At 66.1% G+C, this 19,667-nt stretch carries 18 protein-coding genes; 4 read left to right on the top strand and 14 right to left on the bottom strand.

Annotation, left to right across the window (positions count from 1 at the left end):
• Nucleotide 1: 1 nt before the first annotated feature.
• From mnhG to mbhE, 7 genes are read right to left on the bottom strand one after another with little or no spacing between them, the layout of a single operon-like run.
• Entirely contained in the window at nt 2–370 is a 369-nt protein-coding gene (gene mnhG, locus NKH51_RS06340; RefSeq protein ID WP_254764401.1) for a monovalent cation/H(+) antiporter subunit G, read from the bottom strand.
• Nucleotides 367–657, bottom strand: a complete 291-nt coding sequence (locus NKH51_RS06345) for an MrpF/PhaF family protein (protein WP_254764402.1) — start codon at nt 655–657, stop codon at nt 367–369. Before NKH51_RS06345 ends, mnhG begins: the two co-directional genes overlap by 4 nt.
• Nucleotides 650–1,255, bottom strand: coding sequence for a Na+/H+ antiporter subunit E (locus NKH51_RS06350; protein WP_254764403.1), 606 nt, complete (start codon nt 1,253–1,255; stop codon nt 650–652). The genes NKH51_RS06345 and NKH51_RS06350 overlap by 8 nt, the downstream gene beginning before the upstream one ends.
• Nucleotides 1,255–2,904, bottom strand: coding sequence for a complex I subunit 5 family protein (locus NKH51_RS06355; protein WP_254764404.1), 1,650 nt, complete (start codon nt 2,902–2,904; stop codon nt 1,255–1,257). The genes NKH51_RS06350 and NKH51_RS06355 overlap by 1 nt, the downstream gene beginning before the upstream one ends.
• A gap of 55 nt (nt 2,905–2,959) precedes the next feature.
• Nucleotides 2,960–3,313 carry a sodium:proton antiporter gene (locus NKH51_RS06360; RefSeq protein ID WP_254764405.1) on the bottom strand — a complete coding sequence of 118 codons (354 nt, stop codon included), beginning with the start codon at nt 3,311–3,313 and terminating at the stop codon, nt 2,960–2,962.
• Complete coding sequence (locus NKH51_RS06365) at nt 3,310–3,774, bottom strand: MnhB domain-containing protein (protein WP_254764406.1); 465 nt, start codon at nt 3,772–3,774, stop codon at nt 3,310–3,312. The genes NKH51_RS06360 and NKH51_RS06365 overlap by 4 nt, the downstream gene beginning before the upstream one ends.
• On the bottom strand, nt 3,771–6,278 hold the full coding sequence (gene mbhE / locus NKH51_RS06370; protein ID WP_254764407.1) for a hydrogen gas-evolving membrane-bound hydrogenase subunit E: 2,508 nt from the start codon (nt 6,276–6,278) through the stop codon (nt 3,771–3,773). The genes NKH51_RS06365 and mbhE overlap by 4 nt, the downstream gene beginning before the upstream one ends.
• Before the next feature lie 160 nt (nt 6,279–6,438).
• On the opposite strand from mbhE, the gene NKH51_RS06375 reads away from it, so the two are divergent.
• Nucleotides 6,439–8,151 (top strand): tRNA uridine(34) 5-carboxymethylaminomethyl modification radical SAM/GNAT enzyme Elp3, encoded by a 1,713-nt coding sequence (locus NKH51_RS06375; RefSeq protein ID WP_254764408.1) that lies wholly within the window; start codon nt 6,439–6,441, stop codon nt 8,149–8,151.
• Between the two features lie 352 nt (nt 8,152–8,503).
• Here NKH51_RS06375 and NKH51_RS06380 read toward each other — a convergent pair whose 3' ends face one another.
• Together NKH51_RS06380 and NKH51_RS06385 are read right to left on the bottom strand one after the other, a co-directional pair.
• Nucleotides 8,504–8,857 (bottom strand): hypothetical protein, encoded by a 354-nt coding sequence (locus NKH51_RS06380; RefSeq protein ID WP_254764409.1) that lies wholly within the window; start codon nt 8,855–8,857, stop codon nt 8,504–8,506.
• Between the two features lie 96 nt (nt 8,858–8,953).
• Nucleotides 8,954–9,598: a hypothetical protein gene (locus NKH51_RS06385; RefSeq protein ID WP_254764410.1), complete on the bottom strand. Its 645-nt coding sequence runs from the start codon at nt 9,596–9,598 to the stop codon at nt 8,954–8,956.
• A 204-nt stretch (nt 9,599–9,802) separates the two neighbouring features.
• Here NKH51_RS06385 and rqcH point away from each other — a divergent pair, with 204 nt between their 5' ends.
• Nucleotides 9,803–11,974 (top strand): ribosome rescue protein RqcH, encoded by a 2,172-nt coding sequence (rqcH, locus tag NKH51_RS06390; RefSeq protein ID WP_254764411.1) that lies wholly within the window; start codon nt 9,803–9,805, stop codon nt 11,972–11,974.
• 55 nt (nt 11,975–12,029) lie between these two features.
• Here the strand turns inward: rqcH and NKH51_RS06395 are convergent, their stop codons facing one another.
• Entirely contained in the window at nt 12,030–12,401 is a 372-nt protein-coding gene (locus tag NKH51_RS06395; RefSeq protein ID WP_254764412.1) for a DUF4870 domain-containing protein, read from the bottom strand.
• A gap of 435 nt (nt 12,402–12,836) precedes the next feature.
• Here NKH51_RS06395 and NKH51_RS06400 point away from each other — a divergent pair, with 435 nt between their 5' ends.
• The gene (locus tag NKH51_RS06400) at nt 12,837–13,130 is read left to right on the top strand and encodes a hypothetical protein (protein WP_254764413.1); all 294 of its coding nucleotides are present in this window, start codon (nt 12,837–12,839) and stop codon (nt 13,128–13,130) included.
• Between the two features lie 29 nt (nt 13,131–13,159).
• On the opposite strand, the gene NKH51_RS06405 is transcribed toward NKH51_RS06400, so the two are convergent.
• The gene (locus tag NKH51_RS06405) at nt 13,160–13,699 is read right to left on the bottom strand and encodes an HTH domain-containing protein (RefSeq protein ID WP_254764414.1); all 540 of its coding nucleotides are present in this window, start codon (nt 13,697–13,699) and stop codon (nt 13,160–13,162) included.
• 195 nt (nt 13,700–13,894) lie between these two features.
• Nucleotides 13,895–14,464 carry a hypothetical protein gene (locus tag NKH51_RS06410; protein WP_254764415.1) on the bottom strand — a complete coding sequence of 190 codons (570 nt, stop codon included), beginning with the start codon at nt 14,462–14,464 and terminating at the stop codon, nt 13,895–13,897.
• A gap of 192 nt (nt 14,465–14,656) precedes the next feature.
• On the opposite strand from NKH51_RS06410, the gene NKH51_RS06415 reads away from it, so the two are divergent.
• Nucleotides 14,657–15,724 carry an mRNA surveillance protein pelota gene (locus NKH51_RS06415; RefSeq protein ID WP_254764416.1) on the top strand — a complete coding sequence of 356 codons (1,068 nt, stop codon included), beginning with the start codon at nt 14,657–14,659 and terminating at the stop codon, nt 15,722–15,724.
• A gap of 48 nt (nt 15,725–15,772) precedes the next feature.
• Here NKH51_RS06415 and NKH51_RS06420 read toward each other — a convergent pair whose 3' ends face one another.
• Entirely contained in the window at nt 15,773–16,522 is a 750-nt protein-coding gene (locus NKH51_RS06420; RefSeq protein WP_254764417.1) for a TrmB family transcriptional regulator, read from the bottom strand.
• On the bottom strand, nt 16,519–19,518 hold the full coding sequence (locus tag NKH51_RS06425) for an MMPL family transporter (RefSeq protein ID WP_254764418.1): 3,000 nt from the start codon (nt 19,516–19,518) through the stop codon (nt 16,519–16,521). Before NKH51_RS06425 ends, NKH51_RS06420 begins: the two co-directional genes overlap by 4 nt.
• Between the last annotated feature and the right edge of the window lie 149 nt (nt 19,519–19,667).

The raw sequence follows: 19,667 nt of genomic DNA on the forward strand, positions 1-19,667 counted from the left end.
GTCACTCGTCGTCCGCCTGCCGTTCGACGCGCTCGGCGCGTTCTCTCACGACCTGCGTCTCGTCCGGCCAGGTGACGCTCCCGAGGAACGGGATACCGATCTGCTCGGCGGCGCGAGCGATCATGTGCGAGCCGGTCGGCACGGTCAGGAAGAGAAACCCGATTCCGATGAGCGCGGTTAGCCCCTCGTTGCCGGGTCCGAACTCGACGAAACCGGCCAGGAAGATCGCGGCGGTGCCGAGCGTCGTCGGCTTGCTCGTCGCGTGCATCCGGTTGTAGACGTTCGGCAGGCGCAACAGACCGATCGTGCCGACGGTCAGGAAGAACGCGCCGACGACGATTAGCGCGACGATGACGATATCGTGAATCATTCGATCACCTCGCCCTCGGTGACGTACTTGGCGACGGCGACCGTCGCGATGAAGCCGATGATCGCGAGCACGAGGCTCACGGTGACGAACAGTCCCCGATCGGTCAGGAGGGCAAACAGCACGGCGATCGCGACGACGTTCGTCGCGATGGCGTCCAGTGCGACCACCCGGTCGGGGTTCGTCGGCCCGTGGATCACGCGGTAGCTACAGAGGACGCAGAGCCCGCTGACGAGGACCAACGCGGCCCGGATCGCCGTCTCGAGGAACGCCGGATCGGCCTCAGTCATCGTCCGTTCCTCCGTTCCGGTCGCCCGTAGTACTGTCTCTTTCCCCGCCCGAGACGACGATCTCCGGCGGCGGATCAGACGACGACGCGTCCTCGTCGAACATTCCGAGCGCGTAATCCTCCCAGGTGCGGATAGGCTCGGCGATGGCCTCGGGGTCGCGGCCGTCGACGCCGTGGACGTACAGCGCGTTGGTCTCCTCGTCGTAGTCCAGCGTCACCGTCCCAGGCGTGATCGTGATGCTGTTGGCGATGACGGTGATCGCGACGTCGGACTCGATCCGGAGCGGCACCAAGATTACTTCGGGCTCGATCGGCATTCCCGGTGAGAGCACCCGATAGGCGACGTCGACGTTGGCCCGCAGGAGTTCCCAGGTGAAGGCTCCGAGATAGAGCCCGGCGTAGGGCAGCGCTCGGATCCCGCGTCCGAGGTCGATGCGATCGGCGTAGAGCCGGCGGAAGACGAACGCGACCGGCAGGCCGACGAGCAACCCTGCGAGGAAGCCGCCGACGAGCGACGACGGAGAAAGCGGGAGGCCGCGGACGAACACCCACAGCGTCGCGAAGACGACCCCGACGACCGGCCACGTCCGAACCTCCATTAGTGGTCACCTCCGTTCGCGCTCGAGTCGGCCAGTTCCGCCGGCCCCACGGGGTCGACGGCTTCGACGTAGCCCTCGGTGTCGAGGGCGGCCTCCGCGGCGGCCGTCGCGAACTCGTAGACGGGCTCGAAGCCGACGCCGACGGCGAGGATCGTCGCTGCGAGCGCGACGAGGACCCCCACCTGTACGCGGTCGATCGCCGCCGCTTCCACCGCGGGCGTCTGAGCGCCCCAGAAACACCGGTTCCACAGCCGGGTCGCGTAAGCGATCGTCAGCAGCGAGCCGACCAGCAGGAGAACGATCACCGGGCCGGCCCCCGCTCGAGCCGCCGCATCGAAGACCAGGAACTTGCCGAAAAAGCCCGACAGCGGCGGGATACCGACGAGCGCAAGCGAGGCGACGAACACCGCGATCGCCAGCGGCGGCGAGTGCTTCGCCAGCCCGCCGAGGCCGTCGAAGCTGCTCGTCCCCGTCGCCGACCTGACCGTGCCGACCGCGAGGAAGAGCAGCCCCTTTGCCAGCGTGTGATTGAGCGCGTAGACGAGCGCGGCGACGATGGCGAGCTGGCGCAGGTCCGGGCCGGTGACCGTCGCCGCGATCGCCACGGGGACGGCGATGAAGCCGACCTGTCCGATGCTCGAGTAGGCGAACACGCCCTCCATGGAGTCGCGGCCGACGGCCCCGATCCCGCCGACGAGGATGCTGGCCCCGGCCATGAGGAACAGCGCCGCGCCGACGAACGACAGCGTCGAATCGATCGCGACCGGTCCCGGGAGCGCGAGATCGACGCCGATCTCCGCCCCGGCAAAGACCGTAAAGGAGAGGCGGATGATCGCGTAGATACCGACCTTCTTCGTCGCGCCGGCCAGCAGGGCGGTGATCTGGGGCGGCGCGGCCCGGTAGGCCGTCGGGATCCAGAACTGGAAGGGAACGAGCCCGGCTTTGATCGCGAACACCGACAGGAGCAAGCCGAACAGGCCGATCACCGGGGCCGGCTCGAGACCGTACGCGGCTGGTTCGGCCAACCGCTGGGCGAGGTCCGCCATGTTGAGCGTTCCCGTCGTCGCGTAGATGCCGCCGACGGCGAGCAGGAAGACGGCGCTGGCGAGCAGATTGAGCGTGACGTACCAGAACGCGGCGCGAGTGTGCTGGGGCCCGCCGCTGTAGGCGACGAAGACGTAGCTCGCCATCAGCATCACCTCGAACCAGACGAAGAGGTTGAACAGGTCGCCGGTGAGGAACGCGCCCGTCACGCCCAGCGCGAGGAAGTGAAAGAGCGGGAAGTAGTAGCTCCGCCCTTCGCCGCCGGGGAGGTGTCTGGTCGAGAAGACCAGCGACGCCACGCCCAGCACGGCGACCATCGTCAGCATGAACGCCGACAGCCCGTCGGCGACGAGCGTGATGCCGAACGGGGCCGGCCAGTCGCCCACCTGGTAGGTCGCGACCCCCGGCGCGTTCGGCGCGAGGACGACGTACCAGTCGATCGCCGCTACCGCGACCGCGTAGGCCGCGCCGCCGCCGAGGCTCACCGCGGCTCGAGCGCGGGGTCGGCGGCCGAGCAGCAGGGTCGCGACGGCCGTCACGAGGACGATCAGCATCGGCGCGATCACGAGTTGCGAACTTCCGCCCAGCGACGGCCCGGCCGTCATCGTCGATCACCCATCGGTTCCATCGTCGTCGTCGGTCGCTGTGATAGCGGTATCGTCATTCGCGATCACTCAACTCCGACACGTCGAGCGTGTCGTGTTCTTCGTAGACCCGATACGACAGCACGAGCGCGAATGCGGTCATGCCGAAGCCGATGACGATGGCGGTCAACACGAGCGCCTGCACCACCGGATCGGCCGTCGTCGGCACGTCCTCGCCGTGGCCGGCGAGCACCGGGACCGACTCGGCGGTCGCCGGCGCGATACCGCCCATCGCCAGCAAGTAGAGGTTCGCGGCTTGGCTGACGATCGCCAGCCCCCAGACGACCCGGATCAGGTCCCGTCGCAACAGCAGGAAGGTCCCGAGGGCGAACAGCGCGCCGATCGTCGCCGCGAGGACGACCGCCGTCATTCGGCGCCCACCACCGAGAGGATCGTGAGGACGCCGCCGACCACGACGCAGTAGACACCGAAGTCGAAGGCCAGCGCGCTGGCCACCTCGAGATGGTGATAAATCGGCAGCCCCTCGAGGATGACGAACGTCTGGGAGAGGAACGCCTGGCCGAAGACCAGCGGTGCGAGCCCACTGAGGACCGCGACCGCGAAGCCGTAGGCGAACAGCCGGCGGTAGGCCACGACGACGCGGTCACGAGACGGTTCCTTGCCGGGATCGACGTCTCGGCCGAGGATACCGCGCTCCAAGAAGTCCAGACCGTAGGCCATGTAGACGATCACGAAGGCCGTCGTCGTGAGGACGCCGCCGATGAAGCCGCCGCCGGGGAGGTTGTGGCCCTCGACGAACAGCGAGATCGCGACGACCAGAATGATCGGGACGATCGCCCGCGCGGTCGTGCGCATGATGACTGTCGTCACTCTTCGTCACCTCGTTCGGACTCGCTGCCGGCGTCCGTCGAGTCGCTATCGGTGCCCTCGGCATCTCCGCCGTCTGCGTGCGTCCCGACCGGTCCGTCCCCGGCCGACCCGTCGTCGAGCAGTTCGTCGCCGGCCCGGGTATCGATCAGGTCGCTGTCGCCGCGGCCGCGCATGACGATCAAGGTCAGAATCGAGATCGCGGCCAGTCCGATCACGACGAGTTCGCCGAGCGTGTCGAAGCCGCGGAAGTCGACGAGAGTCACGTTGACGACGTTCGTCCCGCCGCCTTGCGGAACCGCTTCGGCGACGAAGCCGCGGGCGATGTCGGTCGGGCCGGCGGGTCGTGCGCCGGTCGTGACCAGCACCGTGACGAAGGCGGTCACGCCGACGGCCAGCGAGAGGCCGGCGTCGCGGACGCTCCGGCTGAACCCGATCGCGGCCCCGTCGGGGATCTCCTCGATGACGAGCAGGAAGATCACGAGCACCAGCGTCTCGACGACGAGTTGGGTCAGCGCGAGGTCGGGCGCGCTCGCGAGGATGTAGAAGATCGCGATCATGAACCCGAGAATCGAGAGCGTGAGCACGCCGGCGACGTGCGAATCCGAGAGCACGACGGCGAGTGCCCCCACAACCGCGACGAGCAACACGAGCGCGATCGAGGGCGTGGCCTCGAGCCCCAACCGGATCGGGTCGAGGGCTCCCGCGGCGGCGAAGCCGACGAGCGCGAGCGCACAGGTCGCGCCGAGCGTCCAGGTCGCGTACGTCCGGAGCAGTCCGTTGTGAACGCGCCCGGCGAGCCACCTGCCCTCGTCGGTGAGGCTGCCCACGAGGGCGTCGTACCACCAGTTCGCGCCGATCGGCGGTACACGGCGCGGAATCGCGCCGATGGCGTCGTGGAGCCGATCGTAGAACGGGAACGCAGCGACCCCGACGAGGATGGTCACCGCGCTCATGCCGACCGGCGTCGAGTACGAGGTCGGGAGGCCGACGTGCATCTCGTGGGGGTCGACCGCCGTCGCCTCGAGGCCGGGTTGGACGACGAGGTCGACGGCGAACTGGGGATCGACGCTGACGACCGCGGCGAGTAGCGCCAGGAGCGCCGGCGACACGAGCATGGTGAGCGGCGGACTCTGGACGGGGCCGAGTTCGTCCGGCCTGTCGCCGAAGAATAGGGATAGAAACCGAAGCGAGTAGAGAACGGTGAAGATGCTCCCGAAGACGGCGACGGCGGGGTAGAGCCAGCCCAGCGCACCGATCTCGTGGTGGTGGCTCGCCTCGACGGCGGCCTCGTAGAGCAGTTCCTTGGAGTAGAAGCCGTTGAAGGGCGGGATGCCGGCCATGCTCAGGGCGGCGACCGTCGTGATCGCCGCGGTCACGGGGAGATCGCGGCGAAGCCCGCCGAGCTTTGCGATTTCCCGAGTGCCTGCTTCGTGGGCGATGATCCCCGCAACCAGAAAGAGCGCGGCCTTGAACAGCGCGTGGTTGAGCAGGTGAAAGACGCCGGTCTCCGCGCCGTAGACCGAGGTAAAGCCGAAGCCGGCGATCATCAGCCCGAGGTGACTCGCCGTCGAGTACGCGAGCAGTTCCTTGATGTCCGTCGCCGCGACGGCGAGCATCGCACAGATCGTCATCGTCGTCAGTCCGAGCGTCGCAAAGAGGAGGAGCCACTCCTCGCCGACGAGCATCGGACGGACCCGGCCGACGAAGTAGACGCCGACCTTGACCATCGTCGCGGAGTGGAGAAACGCCGAGACCGGCGTCGGGGCCGCCATCGCGTTGGGGAGCCAGAAGTGCAGCGGCACCTGCGCGGACTTGGTCGCCGCGCCGACCGCGAGCAGTCCGAGCACCGGCAGGAACAGTCCTCGCTCGCGCAGCGCGGCTTGCATTGCCTCGGGATTCTCGAGCATCGCCGCGAGGTTGAACGCCGACGCGGGGCCGAGGACATCGCCGGCGACGATCGAGAGCAAGAGGAGGCCGACGAGCAAGAAGAGGCCGCCGCCGACGGTGACCAACATGGCCATCCGGGCGGCGTACTGCGAGGACTCGTCGGCGGTGTAGTAACCGATCAGGACGAACGACGCGAGGCTGGTGAGTTCCCAGAACAGGAAGATAGCGATCAGGTCAGCGGCCAGCGCGACCCCGACGATCGAGCCCATAAAGGCGAGCAGGGCGGCGTAGTACCTGACGAGGCCCGACTGGCCGTGCATGTACGCGGGCGAATACGTGAAAATGAGCGCCCCGATACCGCAGGCCAGTAGCGCGAACAGTAGCGCCCAGCCGTCGACGTAGAACTGGAGCGCGACGTTCAGCGAGGGGATCCACTGCAGCGCGACGGTCCCCTCGGCCCCGTACTGGGTCGCGAGTAGACCGAACGACGCCAGCGCGACGAGGGTCCCCGCGAACCCGGTTCCCTCACCGAGGACGCGAAAGAAAAGCGGCGTGAGCGCTGCGGCCACGAACGGGAGCGCGACCGCGGCGACGATCACCGCCTGATCGGGAGACATTCAGTACGCCGAGGCTAGGGCAAGACCGCCCTTAAGCGATTACCTTTCGGCTGGCAGAAACGTGTGGAAGGTAGGAGAGAGTGGCGTTCGCGAGACGCGGGAGCGACGATCGTCCGTGAGTCCGACACGCTTATTCGCGAACGGCGACGAATCATACACAGTGAGCACCGAGACGTCCGAACCGACCGAAACCGAAGCGTTCGAGCGGGTCTGCGAGACGCTCGTCGACCGGATCCTCGCCGGGGAGATCGAGCGTGACGAGGTCGAGAAAGCCAAACTCGAGGCCTGCTCGGAACACTCCGCGCCGAAGGTGCCGAAAAATTCCGAGCTACTCGATTACGCGCCCGAGGAGCACCGCGAGACCCTCGAGACGGTGCTGCGGCGCAAACCGGTTCGGACGGCCTCAGGCGTCTCGCCGGTCGCGATCATGACCTCGCCCGAGCGGTGTCCCCACGGGAAGTGTCTCTACTGTCCCGGCGGCCCGGACTCCGAGTTCTCCTCCTCGCAGAGCTACACGGGCGAAGAACCCGCCGCGGCCCGCGGCGTCCAGAACGATTACGACCCGTACGGGCAGGTGACGCTTCGCCTCGAGCAACTGCGCCAGATCGGCCACCCCGTCGACAAGGCCGAACTCATCCTGATGGGTGGGACGATGACCGCCCGCAGCCACGACTATCAGGAGTGGTTCGTCAAGCGCGCCCTCGAGGCGATGAACGACTTCGACGTCGACAAGGAGCCAGAACCGGCCGAGGGCATCAGCTTCGCGCAGGATCCCGCCGAGTACGAGTGGCGGTATCTCGAGGACGTCATCGCGGAAAACGAGACCGCGGATGTCCGCAACATCGGGACGACCTTCGAGACCAAGCCCGATTGGTGTGACCCGGAGCAGATCGACCGGATGCTCGACCTCGGCGGGACGAAAGTCGAGGTCGGCGTCCAGACGACCTACGAGCGGATCAACCGCGAGATGCACCGCGGCCACGGCGTCCAGGAGTCCATCGAGGCGAACCAGCGGCTGCGGGACTCGGCGTTCAAAGTCGGCTTTCACATGATGCCGGGCCAGCCGGGAATGAGCACGGAGATGTGTCTCGAGGACTTCCGGCGGCTCTTCGAGCAGGAGCAGTGGAAGCCGGACTACCTGAAGATCTATCCGACGCTCGTGGTGCGAGGCACCGCGACCTACGACTGGTGGCACAGAGACGAGTACGAGCCGCTGAACAACGACGAGGCCGCCGACCTGATCGCCGAGATCAAGGACATGATCCCCCGGTACACCCGCCTCCAGCGCGTCCAGCGGGACATTCCGGCGGACTTCATCGACGCCGGCGTCTGGAAGTCGAACCTGCGCCAACTCGCCCGACAGCGGATGGACGACCACGACTGGACCTGCGACTGCATCCGCTGTCGCGAGGCCGGCATGAACGACGAGAAACCCGAGAACGTCGAACTCGACGTGCTGACCTACGACGCCTGCGGCGGCACGGAACACTTCATCTCGTTCGAGGACTTCGATCGGGATCTGCTCGTCGGCTTCTGCCGGCTTCGGTTCCCGAACGATCCGGTCCGACCGGAACTCGAGAACGCGGCGCTGGTCCGGGAACTGCACGTGTATGGCTCGGAGGTCGCCGTGGGGAGCGAGCCACAAAGCGGCTCGGAAAACGCGAGCGGGCAGGGCCCGCGAGCGAGCGACGGTGAGACCGACCAGCACCAGCACCAGGGCTACGGTCGCCGCCTGATGGAACGCGCCGAAGCGCTCGCCGCCGACGCCGGCTACGACAAGCTGAGCGTCATCTCGGGGATCGGCGCTCGAGAGTACTACCGGAACAAACTCGGCTACCACCAGGACGGTCCCTACGTCAGCAAGCGACTCTGAGACGCGATTTCGCAATGCGCTGCACGTGCTGTGGGTCCGCACCGTGAGGCGTCGCTATCGGCATACTATCCGATATATTGTAGTAATATTTTGAATTAATTGCGCAAAATTTATACTGGCAGAAACGATACACTCAGTCGCCGACGAACGTCGGCACCGTTGTCAGTTTCCCCACCCCGGCAGCGGCAGACCGCACCACCGCTCGAGCGCGTCAGTTCCCATCGATTCGCCCGATCCCCTGGGGCGAACCCGACGCGCTCGTCGTCCGGACCCCTCTTGCCATCGGCACGTCGGCTCGACAGCAGGTCGTCGATTTCCCCCGCTTTCGACGAGCGGCGTCGCGTGACCGGGCTCACTGACCGCCACTCCGGCTTCGATAGCCGCTGGCGAACTCGTATCCGAGGAGCGCGACGAACAGGCCGAAGACGACTGTCCGAACGATCGTTCGCTCGCGGCCGGTCCCGGTGACAGTAAACCCACTCAGCAGGACGATACTGACCAGCACGCTGATGCGGATCCGCGTTTCCGGCGGTACCTCGACGTCACCCGTGGCTGCGAGATACAGTTGCGGCCCGAGGATCGGAATGCCGACGAGGACGATTGCACCGAAGAGGGGTCCCTCGAGTCCGATGGCGGCTCCGACGAGGAGGACGACGACAGAGAGGACGGCTCCGACGGCGATCACCGTGTTTTCTCGCGATATCACAGCAATCCATGCGAGAGCCATCTAAATATATTATCGTGGTTCGAGATATCAATCGGTTCGCACCCCTTCGTCCCTGCCGCGACCGAGCCGGTCGTGTCAGTCGATCGTAACCTCGAGCTCGAGCAGGCCGAGGTGAGAGGGCGCCCGGCCGCCGGTCGTGCGGAACTCCTGGGGCGTCGACCCGACGATCTCGTAGAACTCGGCCTGGTCGGTCGGCACGAGGACGCTGCCGTCGTCGCGCTTGAGGAACGCGGGCGCGTTCGTGTCGTCGATGAACTCGCGTTGCTCCTCCCACTCCTCGTCGGCGTAGATGAAGGTGCCAAAGGAGAACCGGCCTGCGGCGAGCGCATCGTACTTTTTGAGGAACGCTCCGGCCTCCTCGGCGTTGAACTCCTCGTCGCTCACCCAGGCGATGGCCGCGATGCCGTCGGCCTGAAGGAGGTAGAAGTCCCAGGAGAGCGTCGCGTCGAACACCGCCCAGGTGCTTCGCGGGCCGACGGTGTTGACCTCGGCGCTGAAGGTAGGAACCATCCGCGACCCCTCCTCTTCCGGGACGAAGGCTACGTCGTAGCCCGGGACGCGAATCCCCCGGTCGTGGTAGACGACGCCGTCCAGATCGATGTCGGCGTCGATCCGATCGACGATGCTCCGGACGGTCGCGCCGCCCTCGTTTCGGAGATGCTCGATGAAGTTCGGGAACTTCGTGACGTCGGTCCACGGCGGTTCGTCGCCGACGCTCATGCGTCTCGATCACCCCGATCGCGCTCGGATTCGCCGATAGCCTGGGACATGCCCTATGCTGGGTGCCGGCGCGGATTAGGCTTTCCGACCTCGGTCGGCGGGCCGTCGCCGGCGCACGCTGTCTCCCATCCTTCCCCCTCGAGCGCCGAGCGGCCGATGGCGACGGAGCGACACGCCTTTTTGACCGGACCGGGCAGTTCAGGTATGGATCCAAAGCGGGAGCTCACGAGCGTCGACCTCGCCGCCCTCGTCGGGGAGTTCGGAGCCTACGAGGGGGCGAAGGTCGACAAGGCCTATCTCTACGGCGACGACCTCGTCCGGCTCAAGATGCGCGACTTCGACCGCGGCCGCATCGAACTCGTCCTCGAGGTCGGCGAGGTCAAGCGAGCGCACACGGTCGCCCCCGAGCGGGTGCCCGACGCACCCGGCCGGCCGCCCCAGTTCGCGATGATGCTGCGCAACCGCCTCTCCGGGGCCGATTTCGCCGGCGTCGAACAGTACGAGTTCGACCGCATCCTCGAGTTCATATTCGAGCGCGAGGATGGGACGACCCGCATCATCGTCGAACTGTTCGGTCAGGGCAACGTCGCGGTCACCGACGGCGAGTACGAGGTGATCGACTGCCTCGAGACCGTCCGGCTGAAATCCCGAACCGTCGTGCCGGGTTCACGCTACGAGTTCCCCGACACCCGGACGAACCCGCTGTCGATCTCCCGCGAGGCGTTCGACCACGAGATGGACGACTCCGACACGGACGTGGTCCGGACGCTCGCGACGCAACTCAACTTCGGCGGGCTCTACGCCGAAGAGCTGTGTACCCGCGCCGGCGTCGAGAAAGGGCTGGACATCGCCGACGCGGACGACGACGTCTACGATCGGCTCTTCGAGGCCATCGAACGGCTCGCGCTCGACATCCGAAACGGGAACTTCGAGCCGCGGCTCTACCTCGAGCGCGACGATGCGGAGGGCGAGGAGGATACAGACGACGCCAAAGCGGATGCAAGCCGTGACGGCGACGGCCGCGTCGTCGACGTGACTCCCTTCCCCCTCGAGGAGCACGACGAACTGGACGGTGAGCCCTACGACACCTTCCTGACGGCGCTGGACGACTACTTCTTCCGGCTCGATCTCGAGGACGAAGAGGAGGTCGATCCCACGGCACAGCGGCCGGACTTCGAGTCGGAGATCGCCAAGTACGAGCGCATCATCGAGCAACAGCAGGGGGCGATCGAGGGGTTCGAACAGGAGGCCGAGGCGTTGCGCGAGCAGGCCGAGTCGCTGTACGCCGAGTACGGGCTGGTCGACGAGATCCTCTCGACCGTTCAGGGGGCTCGGGAGCAGGATCGCTCCTGGGACGAGATCAGAGAGCGCTTCGAGGAGGGGGCCGACCGCGGGATCGAAGCCGCAGAGGCCGTCGTCGGCGTCGACGGCAGCGAGGGGACGGTCACCGTCGAGATCGACGGGGAGCGAATCGATCTCCTCGCCCGGCAAGGGGTCGAACAGAACGCGGATCGACTCTACACCGAGGCCAAGCGCGTCGAGGAGAAAAAGGAGGGCGCGCTGGCGGCCATCGAGGACACCCGCGAGGATCTCGAGGACGCCAAGCGTCGCCGCGACGAGTGGGAAGCCGAGGACAGCGAACCGGCCGACGACGAGGGCGACGGAGACGAGAACGAACGACGCGACTGGCTCGCCGAGCCGTCGATCCCCATCCGCGAAAACGAGCCCTGGTTCGACCGCTTCCGCTGGTTCCACACCAGCGACGGCTACCTCGTCATCGGCGGGCGCAACGCCGATCAGAACGAGGAACTCGTCAAGAAGTACCTCGAGCCGGGCGATACAGTCCTCCACACGCAGGCCCACGGTGGCCCTGTCACCGTGTTGAAGGCGACTGATCCAAGCGAGGCTTCCTCGAGCGACATCGAACTGCCGGACGCGAGCATCGAAGAGGCCGCTCAGTTCGCCGTCTCCTACTCGTCGGTCTGGAAGGACGGCCGCTACGCGGGTGATGTCTACGCCGTCGACTCGGATCAGGTCACGAAGACCCCCGAGAGCGGCGAGTACCTCGAGAAAGGCGGGTTCGCGATCCGCGGCGATCGGACCTACTACCGGGACACGGCGGTCGGCGCTGCCGTCGGCATCCAGTGCGAGCCGTACACGCGAGTGATCGGCGGGCCGCCGTCGGCCATCGAGGACCGCGCCGAGACGATGATCGAACTCGAGCCCGGCCGGTACGCACAGGCCGACGCGGCAAAGCGGCTCTACCGACGGTTCCGCGACCGGTTCGCGGACGAGACGTTCGTCCGCAAGATCGCCAGCCCCGATCGGATCCAGCACTTCATGCCGCCGGGCGGGAGTCGGATCACGGACGACTGAGTCCCGAATGACCGTCGGCTCTGCGACCAGCGAATACCGTCAGAAGCGGCGCGCCTCAGAGCAGGTACGTCTCGGCGAGCGAGCCCAGAACGGGCAGCCGGGTCTGGTTCCCCTGAAACGCCATGACGAGGAGGTAGAGCCAGACGAGAAACAGAGCGAACGCGAGCCCCATCTGCGTCAGGAACGAAAATATCGTGATCAGAAAGCCCAGGATGTCGCCGACGAGCATCGCCATGACCGTCGCGACCGCATTGAGCACGAAGTACGTGACCATCGCGACGACGCCGAAGACGGTGCTCTGAGCGGCGTGGAACCGCGCGAACTCGTTCTCGCTCTCGAGCAGATAGACGAGGATTCCCGTCACGGGCGAGAACAGATACGAGAGCGCCCCGAGTACGTTTCCGTCCGGGCCGAGACTGGTCGACATCCCTGCGGCTGATTCCGTCGTGGCGGCTGTTTTACGTTGTGTTGACATTGATATTCCGCCGTAGAGAGGAGTACAGATCACTTTACTGTATCGGACAGCGTATAAAAAACTGGGGCAGCGGTGTTATAGAAGGGACGACCGCTCTGAAGCTGTTTCGGTCGCGATACGTCCGGACCAACGCCCAACTCTTGGACTCGGTCTCGGGCGCCCGGGATCACTGCTCGGGACGGTCACGTCGGCCGCGGTGCTCGTCCTCGTCGACGGGTCCCGGCATCGTCGTCGCCGTCACGCCGGCGCTCAGCACCGGCTTCGTCGCGTACCTGGCGTTCAGTCCGGGGACACAACCGGAGTCCGGTCGAACCGACCAGTCCGCTCTCGAGTGGAGGCTGCAGTCGCCGGGCCCACGACTACCCGACCGACCGTAGACGAGAGCCTATGGTGGATATCGACACGGACACCGACACGGATCCCGAACTCGGCACCGCGACCATCGTCTACGAGACGCCGGGCGAACACGACGAGCGCGTCACCGTCGACAACGATCGACTCGCGTACTTTCAGGATCACTGGCTGTTCGCCTACGGGACCGACGACGACGGCAACGACATCGTTCGCCGGGTCCCAAAAGAGCGCGTCCACTACGTCGAACGGTCCGTCGAGGAGATCGAAGAGACGTTCGAGACCGGTCTCGAGAAGGCGAAAGACAAGCTCGACGAGATCAGAGGCTGATCGCCGACTCGAACGCTACGACCGAGTCCTCACTCCGATTTCTCGACGACGGACTCTCTGGGCCTACCACTCGAGCGATCGCTCGAACCGTCCCGCTCAGTGAACGGCGTCGTTCGGCCCTCCTCGAGCGCGGAAAGACAATCTTCGACGGAATAGATTCGGTCACCGTCGGAACAGGGCGCGACGCACTCGATATCGCCCTCCTCGTAGACGGCGACGCAGACGACCGGGACCCGGATCTCCTCCGCCGCCGTGCCGTGGTCGCCTCTCGAGGGCGTCTCGTGGCGCTCGAACGCCGGAGTGAGCGTGTAGCCTTCCCGGTCGGCCCACGACTGGAACGCGTCGACCGTGAGCGCGACCGACAGGCCGGAGTCGCTCAGCGCCTCGATCGCGGGCCGTACCGATCCCCACGTTTTGACGCGAACGTCGGTCTCGCCGTTTCGCTCCTCGAGTCGGCGCAAGCGGGCGACGGTCTCGCGGAGGGTGTCGATCACGTCCGGTGGCGCGCACTTTCGAAGGAAGACCTCTATCCGAATCGTTTGCGATGAGTCGGTGGCTGAGTCCGTCATTGTGCGTGGTGGATGGACGCGTCTCCGCGCGCAACCGTGTTCGTCGCGGCGACGCTCACCGATATAAAGCTAACACTGTGTAAGCGGAGTCAACACTCGCTACAGAGCGAGGGATACCACACTCCAGAGCAAAACCGGTACCCGACGGCGACACGGGTTCGACCGACGACCGTCGGGTATCGAAACCGGCCGTTCTCACTCGTCGGCGGGAGTCGTCTCCGGTCCGCCCTGACGACGGGGCCCCGTCGGCGTATCGGACTCCCCGCCGTCGTATCCCGTGCCGGCGGCCGCACTGCGCTCGGCGGCATCGTAGGACGACCCGAGGGCGATCAGGAATCCGACCATCGCGGTCACGAGGGCGACGCTTCCGATAGCGACGCTCCCGATCGCGGCCACCGTTCCCGAGAGGACCTCGCCGGCGGTCAGCAGCGAGACCGCCGTCACGGCCGCGATCAACGCGAGCAGTCTTCCCAGGCGACCCGTGTCGACGCCGTAGAACGTCTTTTCGCCGGTGGTATCCAGCAACACCGAGACGATCCCGTTGTACGAGTCGTCGGTTCGCGCGTTCCCGAGCGAATGGATCGATTGCGTGATCCACACGCCGGCCGTGAAGTTGAGGAACGCGACGAACGAGATCAGGCCGATCTGCCCGTCGACGAACAGTCCGGTCACGATCGCGCCCGCGAACGTGACGGCCATGATGGCGTGGGTAACCAGCGAGCGGACGCCGAAGTCTTCTAAGCGGTCGGTGTAATTCTGTTCCATACTCTTACTAGGTCGGGATCGCACATCCAAATCGTCCCTAACTATGTCGAACGTGAACTATTAGCAGACTTTTACACATCCGCTGACAGTCGTCTCGAGCGCCGGGGACGTGGCTCGTGACGGCGACCGGCCGCCGAATCGTCGCTGCGACCGATCGCAGTCCACTTACCGCCGCCCCGTGAATCGCCGTCCATGCAGATCAAAGACCGGGAGCAGGTCGAGGGCGGCCGCGAACGGGTCACCGTCGTTCCCGAGAGCGTCGACGACCTCTGGCACTTGCAGTACGTCCTCGAGCCCGGCGACCGCGTCGCGGGCGATACGACCCGGCGGATCCAGCGCAACGACGACCAGATGCGCGACACCGGCGGCGAGCGCGAGCACATGTGGGTCGCCATCGCCGTCGACGACATCGAGTTCCACAAGTTCGCCAACCGACTACGCGTCGGCGGCGAGATCGTTGCCTGCTCGCGCGAGGACCAACTCGGCTTTCACCACACGCTGAACGTCGAGGCCCGCGACGAGTTCTCGATCGAGAAGCGGTTCAAACCCGACCAGGAGGCCCGCCTCGAGGAGGCAGAAGAGGCCACCGAAAACCCGGATGTCGCGATCGCGACCGTCGAGGAAGGTGAGGCCCACGTCCACACGGTCGCCCAGTACGGCACCGAAGAGCGAGCGACGATTACCGGCACGACCGGCAAGGGCGAGTACGCCCGCGGACGCTCCGAACTGTTTTCCGAACTCGGGGACGTGCTCACACGCCTCGAGGTCGACGCGATCATCCTCGCCGGCCCCGGCTTTACGAAACAGGACGCCTACAAGCACTTAGAGCAGAACGAGCCCGACGTCGCCGAGTTGATTACGATGGTCGACACGGCGGCCGTCGGCGATCGCGGCGTCCACGAAGTGCTCAAACGCGGCGCCGTCGCGGATGTTCAAGAGGAGACCCGCATCGAGAGCGAGGCCGAGTACATCGACGAACTCACCCGCCGCATCGCCGAGGGGGCGAAGGCGGCTTACGGACCGGAACAGGTCCAGCAAGCCGCCGAGTTCGGCGCGATCGAGCGCCTGCTCGTCCTCGACGACCGGCTCCGCCAGGAACGGGGCCCCGACGGCGAGTGGGCGATCAACGTCGACGGGATCGTCCGCACGACCGAACAGAAAGGCGGCGACGTAACGGTCTTCTCGAGCGAGTTCCCGCCCGGGCAGCAACTCGCCAACCTCGGCGGCATCGCGGCGTTGTTGCGATACCGCCTCGAATGAGGCGGCCGTCTCCCGTCTCGAACGGCTCCGGCCGCCGTCGAGCGCTCGTTATCTGACTTCGTCGCCGGCCTCGATGAGTTGAATCAGGACCGAGGCGAACACCGAGCCCGAACTCCAAATCGCCGTCTCGCCGTCTTCGCCGCCGAGGACGCTCAGGAGGATGCTATCGTGGTCGGCGACGACGATCCGACCCGACCGTTGGTCGTCCGTCCGGTGGGCCGGGGGCTCGTCGACGGTGACGCCGTCGACGCCGGCGAAGCGATTGCGGACCGCTTCGGTGGCGCTGACGACGACGACCTCGACGCCGGCCGCGGCCCGCTCCGCGAGAACCCGTTCGATCGAGTCGGTGACGAGTTCCGGAAGCCTGGTTCCGAAAATGATCCGCTCGTCCGCTTGCGAGAGGAGGTCGACGGTCCGATCGTTGACGCGGTCGCGGTCGCGAACCGTCCAGATATCCTCCTGGGTCTCCTCGCCGGAGGGCTCGTTTTTGACGGTATCGACGTACTCGAACGCGCGGTCCTGTTCGCGCTCGAACCGCCGTTGGAGGGTGTTTCGCGCCTCCTCGATGTCGACCGGGCGGTACCGGATCGGATTCGACTGCTGGACCTCGATCAGACCGTGATTCTCGAGGCTCTCGGCGACGCTGTAGACCTGCGACCGAGGGACGTCGGTGACCTCGGCGACGTCTCTGGCCGTCCCCGCGCCCAGCTGATGAAGCGCGATGAACACCTTGGCCTCGTAGCTGGTCAGTCCGAGGCCTTCGAAGGCGTCGACGGCCGCGTTTTCGTCGTCGGTCACTCGTCACCACCCGCAGGATCGTCGGTCGTCGGCGTCCCGCCGTCGCTCGCGGCCGGCGTGGATCGGCCGAGTCCCGACGGATCGAACGAGACCTCCGGGCCGAAGTACCGCGTCCACAATACCAGCAGCGCCGGCAGGACGACGACGCTCGCGAGGAACGCGTACGTGATCGTCAGCGCGGTGATGATGCCGAACTGCTGGAGCGCCGGCAGAATCGCAAAGGCGAGCGTCCCGAAGCCGCCGATGGTCGTCGCCGCGCTGCCGAGCAACGCCCCGCCGGTGCCGGTCACCGTCGTCTGCAGGGCAGACCAGACGTTGCCCTGGCGCTCTAACTCGAGCGAATAGCGGTCGCTGATGTGGATGCTGTAGGCGACGCCGAGCCCGACAGTGAGGCTCGTGATCATCCCCGTGAGCACGTTGAAGGGCATCTCGATGAGGTACATCGTCCCCAGAATCCAGCTCACCGAGAACGCGACCGGGAGCAGGGTCACGATACCCAACGTCGCGCTGCTGCCGGTCAGCCAGTAGGCGATCGTGAGGAAGAGGAAGACGGCTACGAGGGTGATCAGCAGGCTCTCGATGACCGTATCGAGCAGGTCCTGCTCGACGATGTCGAAGACGATCTGCTCGCCGGTCGCGATGGCGCTCCATTGACCGCCGCTGCCGTCTTCGATCGTGCTCGCGATCTCGCGCATCTCGCCCGTCGTCTCGCTGGTCGCGGCGTCGCCCTTGATGGCGATAACCAGTCGAGTCGACTCGTAAGAGCCGTCATCGGTCTGGTGGATCACCTGACCCGCGGCCTCGCCGTTGACCTCGAACAGCTGATCGTACAGCGCCGAGACGTTCCGATCGGGGACGCCATCGTCGTCGGTGTCGGCCGCGGTGAACGACTCGTTGAACGACTCGTTTTGCGCGGCGACCATTCGCATCGTCGACAGCGGCCCTTGCACGTCGGCCTCGCCGGTCGCGAGCTTGAAGGCGACGCTGCTGTTTGCTGCCTCGGCCTGTGCGGTGTCGATTCGCTCGAGTAACTCGGGGTTCGAGACGTTCCCGTCGATGAAGATCTGCGCCTGACTGTCCTCGCGCTGGAAGTTCTCGTTGACGTACTCGAGGTTTTGCTTCATCGTGTACTCGCCGGGCTTGAAGGGCTCGGGTAGGCTCTGGGTCCACTCGGGCGGGCTGTCGGCGATGAAGTCCTCCTGCTGGAAGCTGGTGTCGACCTGCGTCGCGCCGTAGGCACCGCCCGCGGAGAGGAGCAACGCGCCGACGATGACGACGATCGGCGCCTTCCGGGCGGCGACCGAGCCGACCGCAAGGACATCGCTGAATCGGCCTTCGCCGGTCCCGAACGCGCGTTTGCGCCGGTCGAAGCCGCGGGACTCGAGGAACTCGTCGACCTCGATCTTCGCGGCGGGGATCAGCGCGCCAAAGACGATCAGCGCGGCGACGATCCCGACGGAGCTGACGATCCCGAACTGTCGGATCGGACCGATCGGGCTGACGAGGTTCGAGAGGAAACCGATGACGGTCGTGGCCGTCACCCAGACGAGGGCGACGCCGACGCCGGCGAGCGCGATCGTCATCGAGCCGCGGACGCTGCCGGTGGTCCCGTCTTCTTCGCGCTGTTCGCGGTGGCGCATGAAGACGTGGATCGCGTAGTCGATCGAGAGCCCGATCAGGAGGACCGGGACCGCGACGAACATCTGATTGAACGCGATGTCGGCCCAGCCCATGAAGCCGAACGTCCAGACGAGGACGACGATGATGCCGGCGACCCCGAGGACGATGTCGAGCAGGTCGCGGTAGGCGACGATCAGCGCGACGACGACGAACAGGAGCGCGAGCGGGCCGACGATGGCGAGGCTGTCACCCATCGAACCCTGGATTTCGTCGGTCACGACGCCGCCGCCGAAGACGAGGTACTCCTGATTTTGCGTCTCCGCGAGCTCCTCGATGGCGAGTTGGCTCTCGATGATATGGTCGCCGACGGACCCGCTCATCCCGGACGCCGCGCCATCGATGGTGGCCCGCTGGGTGATCGAGGTCATCCGAGCCTCGGCCGTCGTGCTGCCGGGCTCGTAGGAGGTCGGCATCAACGCGATGGCGAAGTTATCGTCGCCCTCCCCGGACAGCGTCTCCGTGAGCGTCCGTTCGTACTCCGTCGCGCTCAGGTTCTCGAGGGTCGCGATCTGTTCCTCGAGCGGCGGCTGTTCGGCGCTCTGTAGTGCCGCGTATTCGTCCTCGAGGACGCCGTAGGTCCCCATTCGGTACACGTCCTGAAGCTGCGACGAGAGCTCCTGATAGTCGGGATTCGAACGCGGGTTCTCGGACTGTGAGCGGATCTCGTATCGCTGTGACTCGATCGTTCGGACCTGCTGGACCGCCGTGCGGTACTGTGCGGTCTGGTTGGCGGTGAGGTCGGCCGTCGCGTTCTCGACGACCGCGTCGAACCGGGACTCGAGGGCGGCCGACCGCTGCTGGTATTCGGACTGCGAAATCGAGCCGTTGTCGTAGGATTCGTTCAGTCGCGAGTACTGGCGCTGGAGCCCGACCGTCCGGTCGAGTCCGTCGCTGAGACCGGACCGCGTCTCGTTCAGTTCGGCCGCCTGTTCGCTCCTGATCGCCGAGATCGCGACGATGTTCTCGACGCCGGTGATCGACTGGTTCTCGACCAGCGTCGAGTTGATCGTCTCGTTCGCCCGGAGCTCCTGTTGGAACTCGAGTGACGAAAGGAGCGACTCCTTGGTCAGGACGTTGTCGCCGCGTGCGATCAGCTGGACGCTGGTCGTGTTTTCCCGTTGTTCGCTCGTGAAGTCCTCGTTGATCTGTGAGAGGGCCTGTGCCTCGGCCGACTCGCTCTCGAACTGGGAGAGCGAGGAGTCGTTGTCGACGCGGGGCATCCCGGCGCCGATGAGGACCGTCGTCAACAGGAGGGCAACGAGGACGATTCGCGTATGGGTCGTAATTCCGTCTGCGAGGCGGTCCGGAATACTCATCCGTACACCTCTCTGGTACCTGGCGGGGAATCGGTCTGGACCATTCTGTTGTTATGATCCTACAAACTCGATCGTATAAACGTATTCGGTATCCCTTCCTGCGTGCCGTTTCCGGCACGTACCCGAGAGAGGCGACTCGAGACGCACGT

The sequence above is a fragment of the Natrinema marinum genome (assembly GCF_024296685.1).
Taxonomy (GTDB): domain Archaea; phylum Halobacteriota; class Halobacteria; order Halobacteriales; family Natrialbaceae; genus Natrinema; species Natrinema marinum.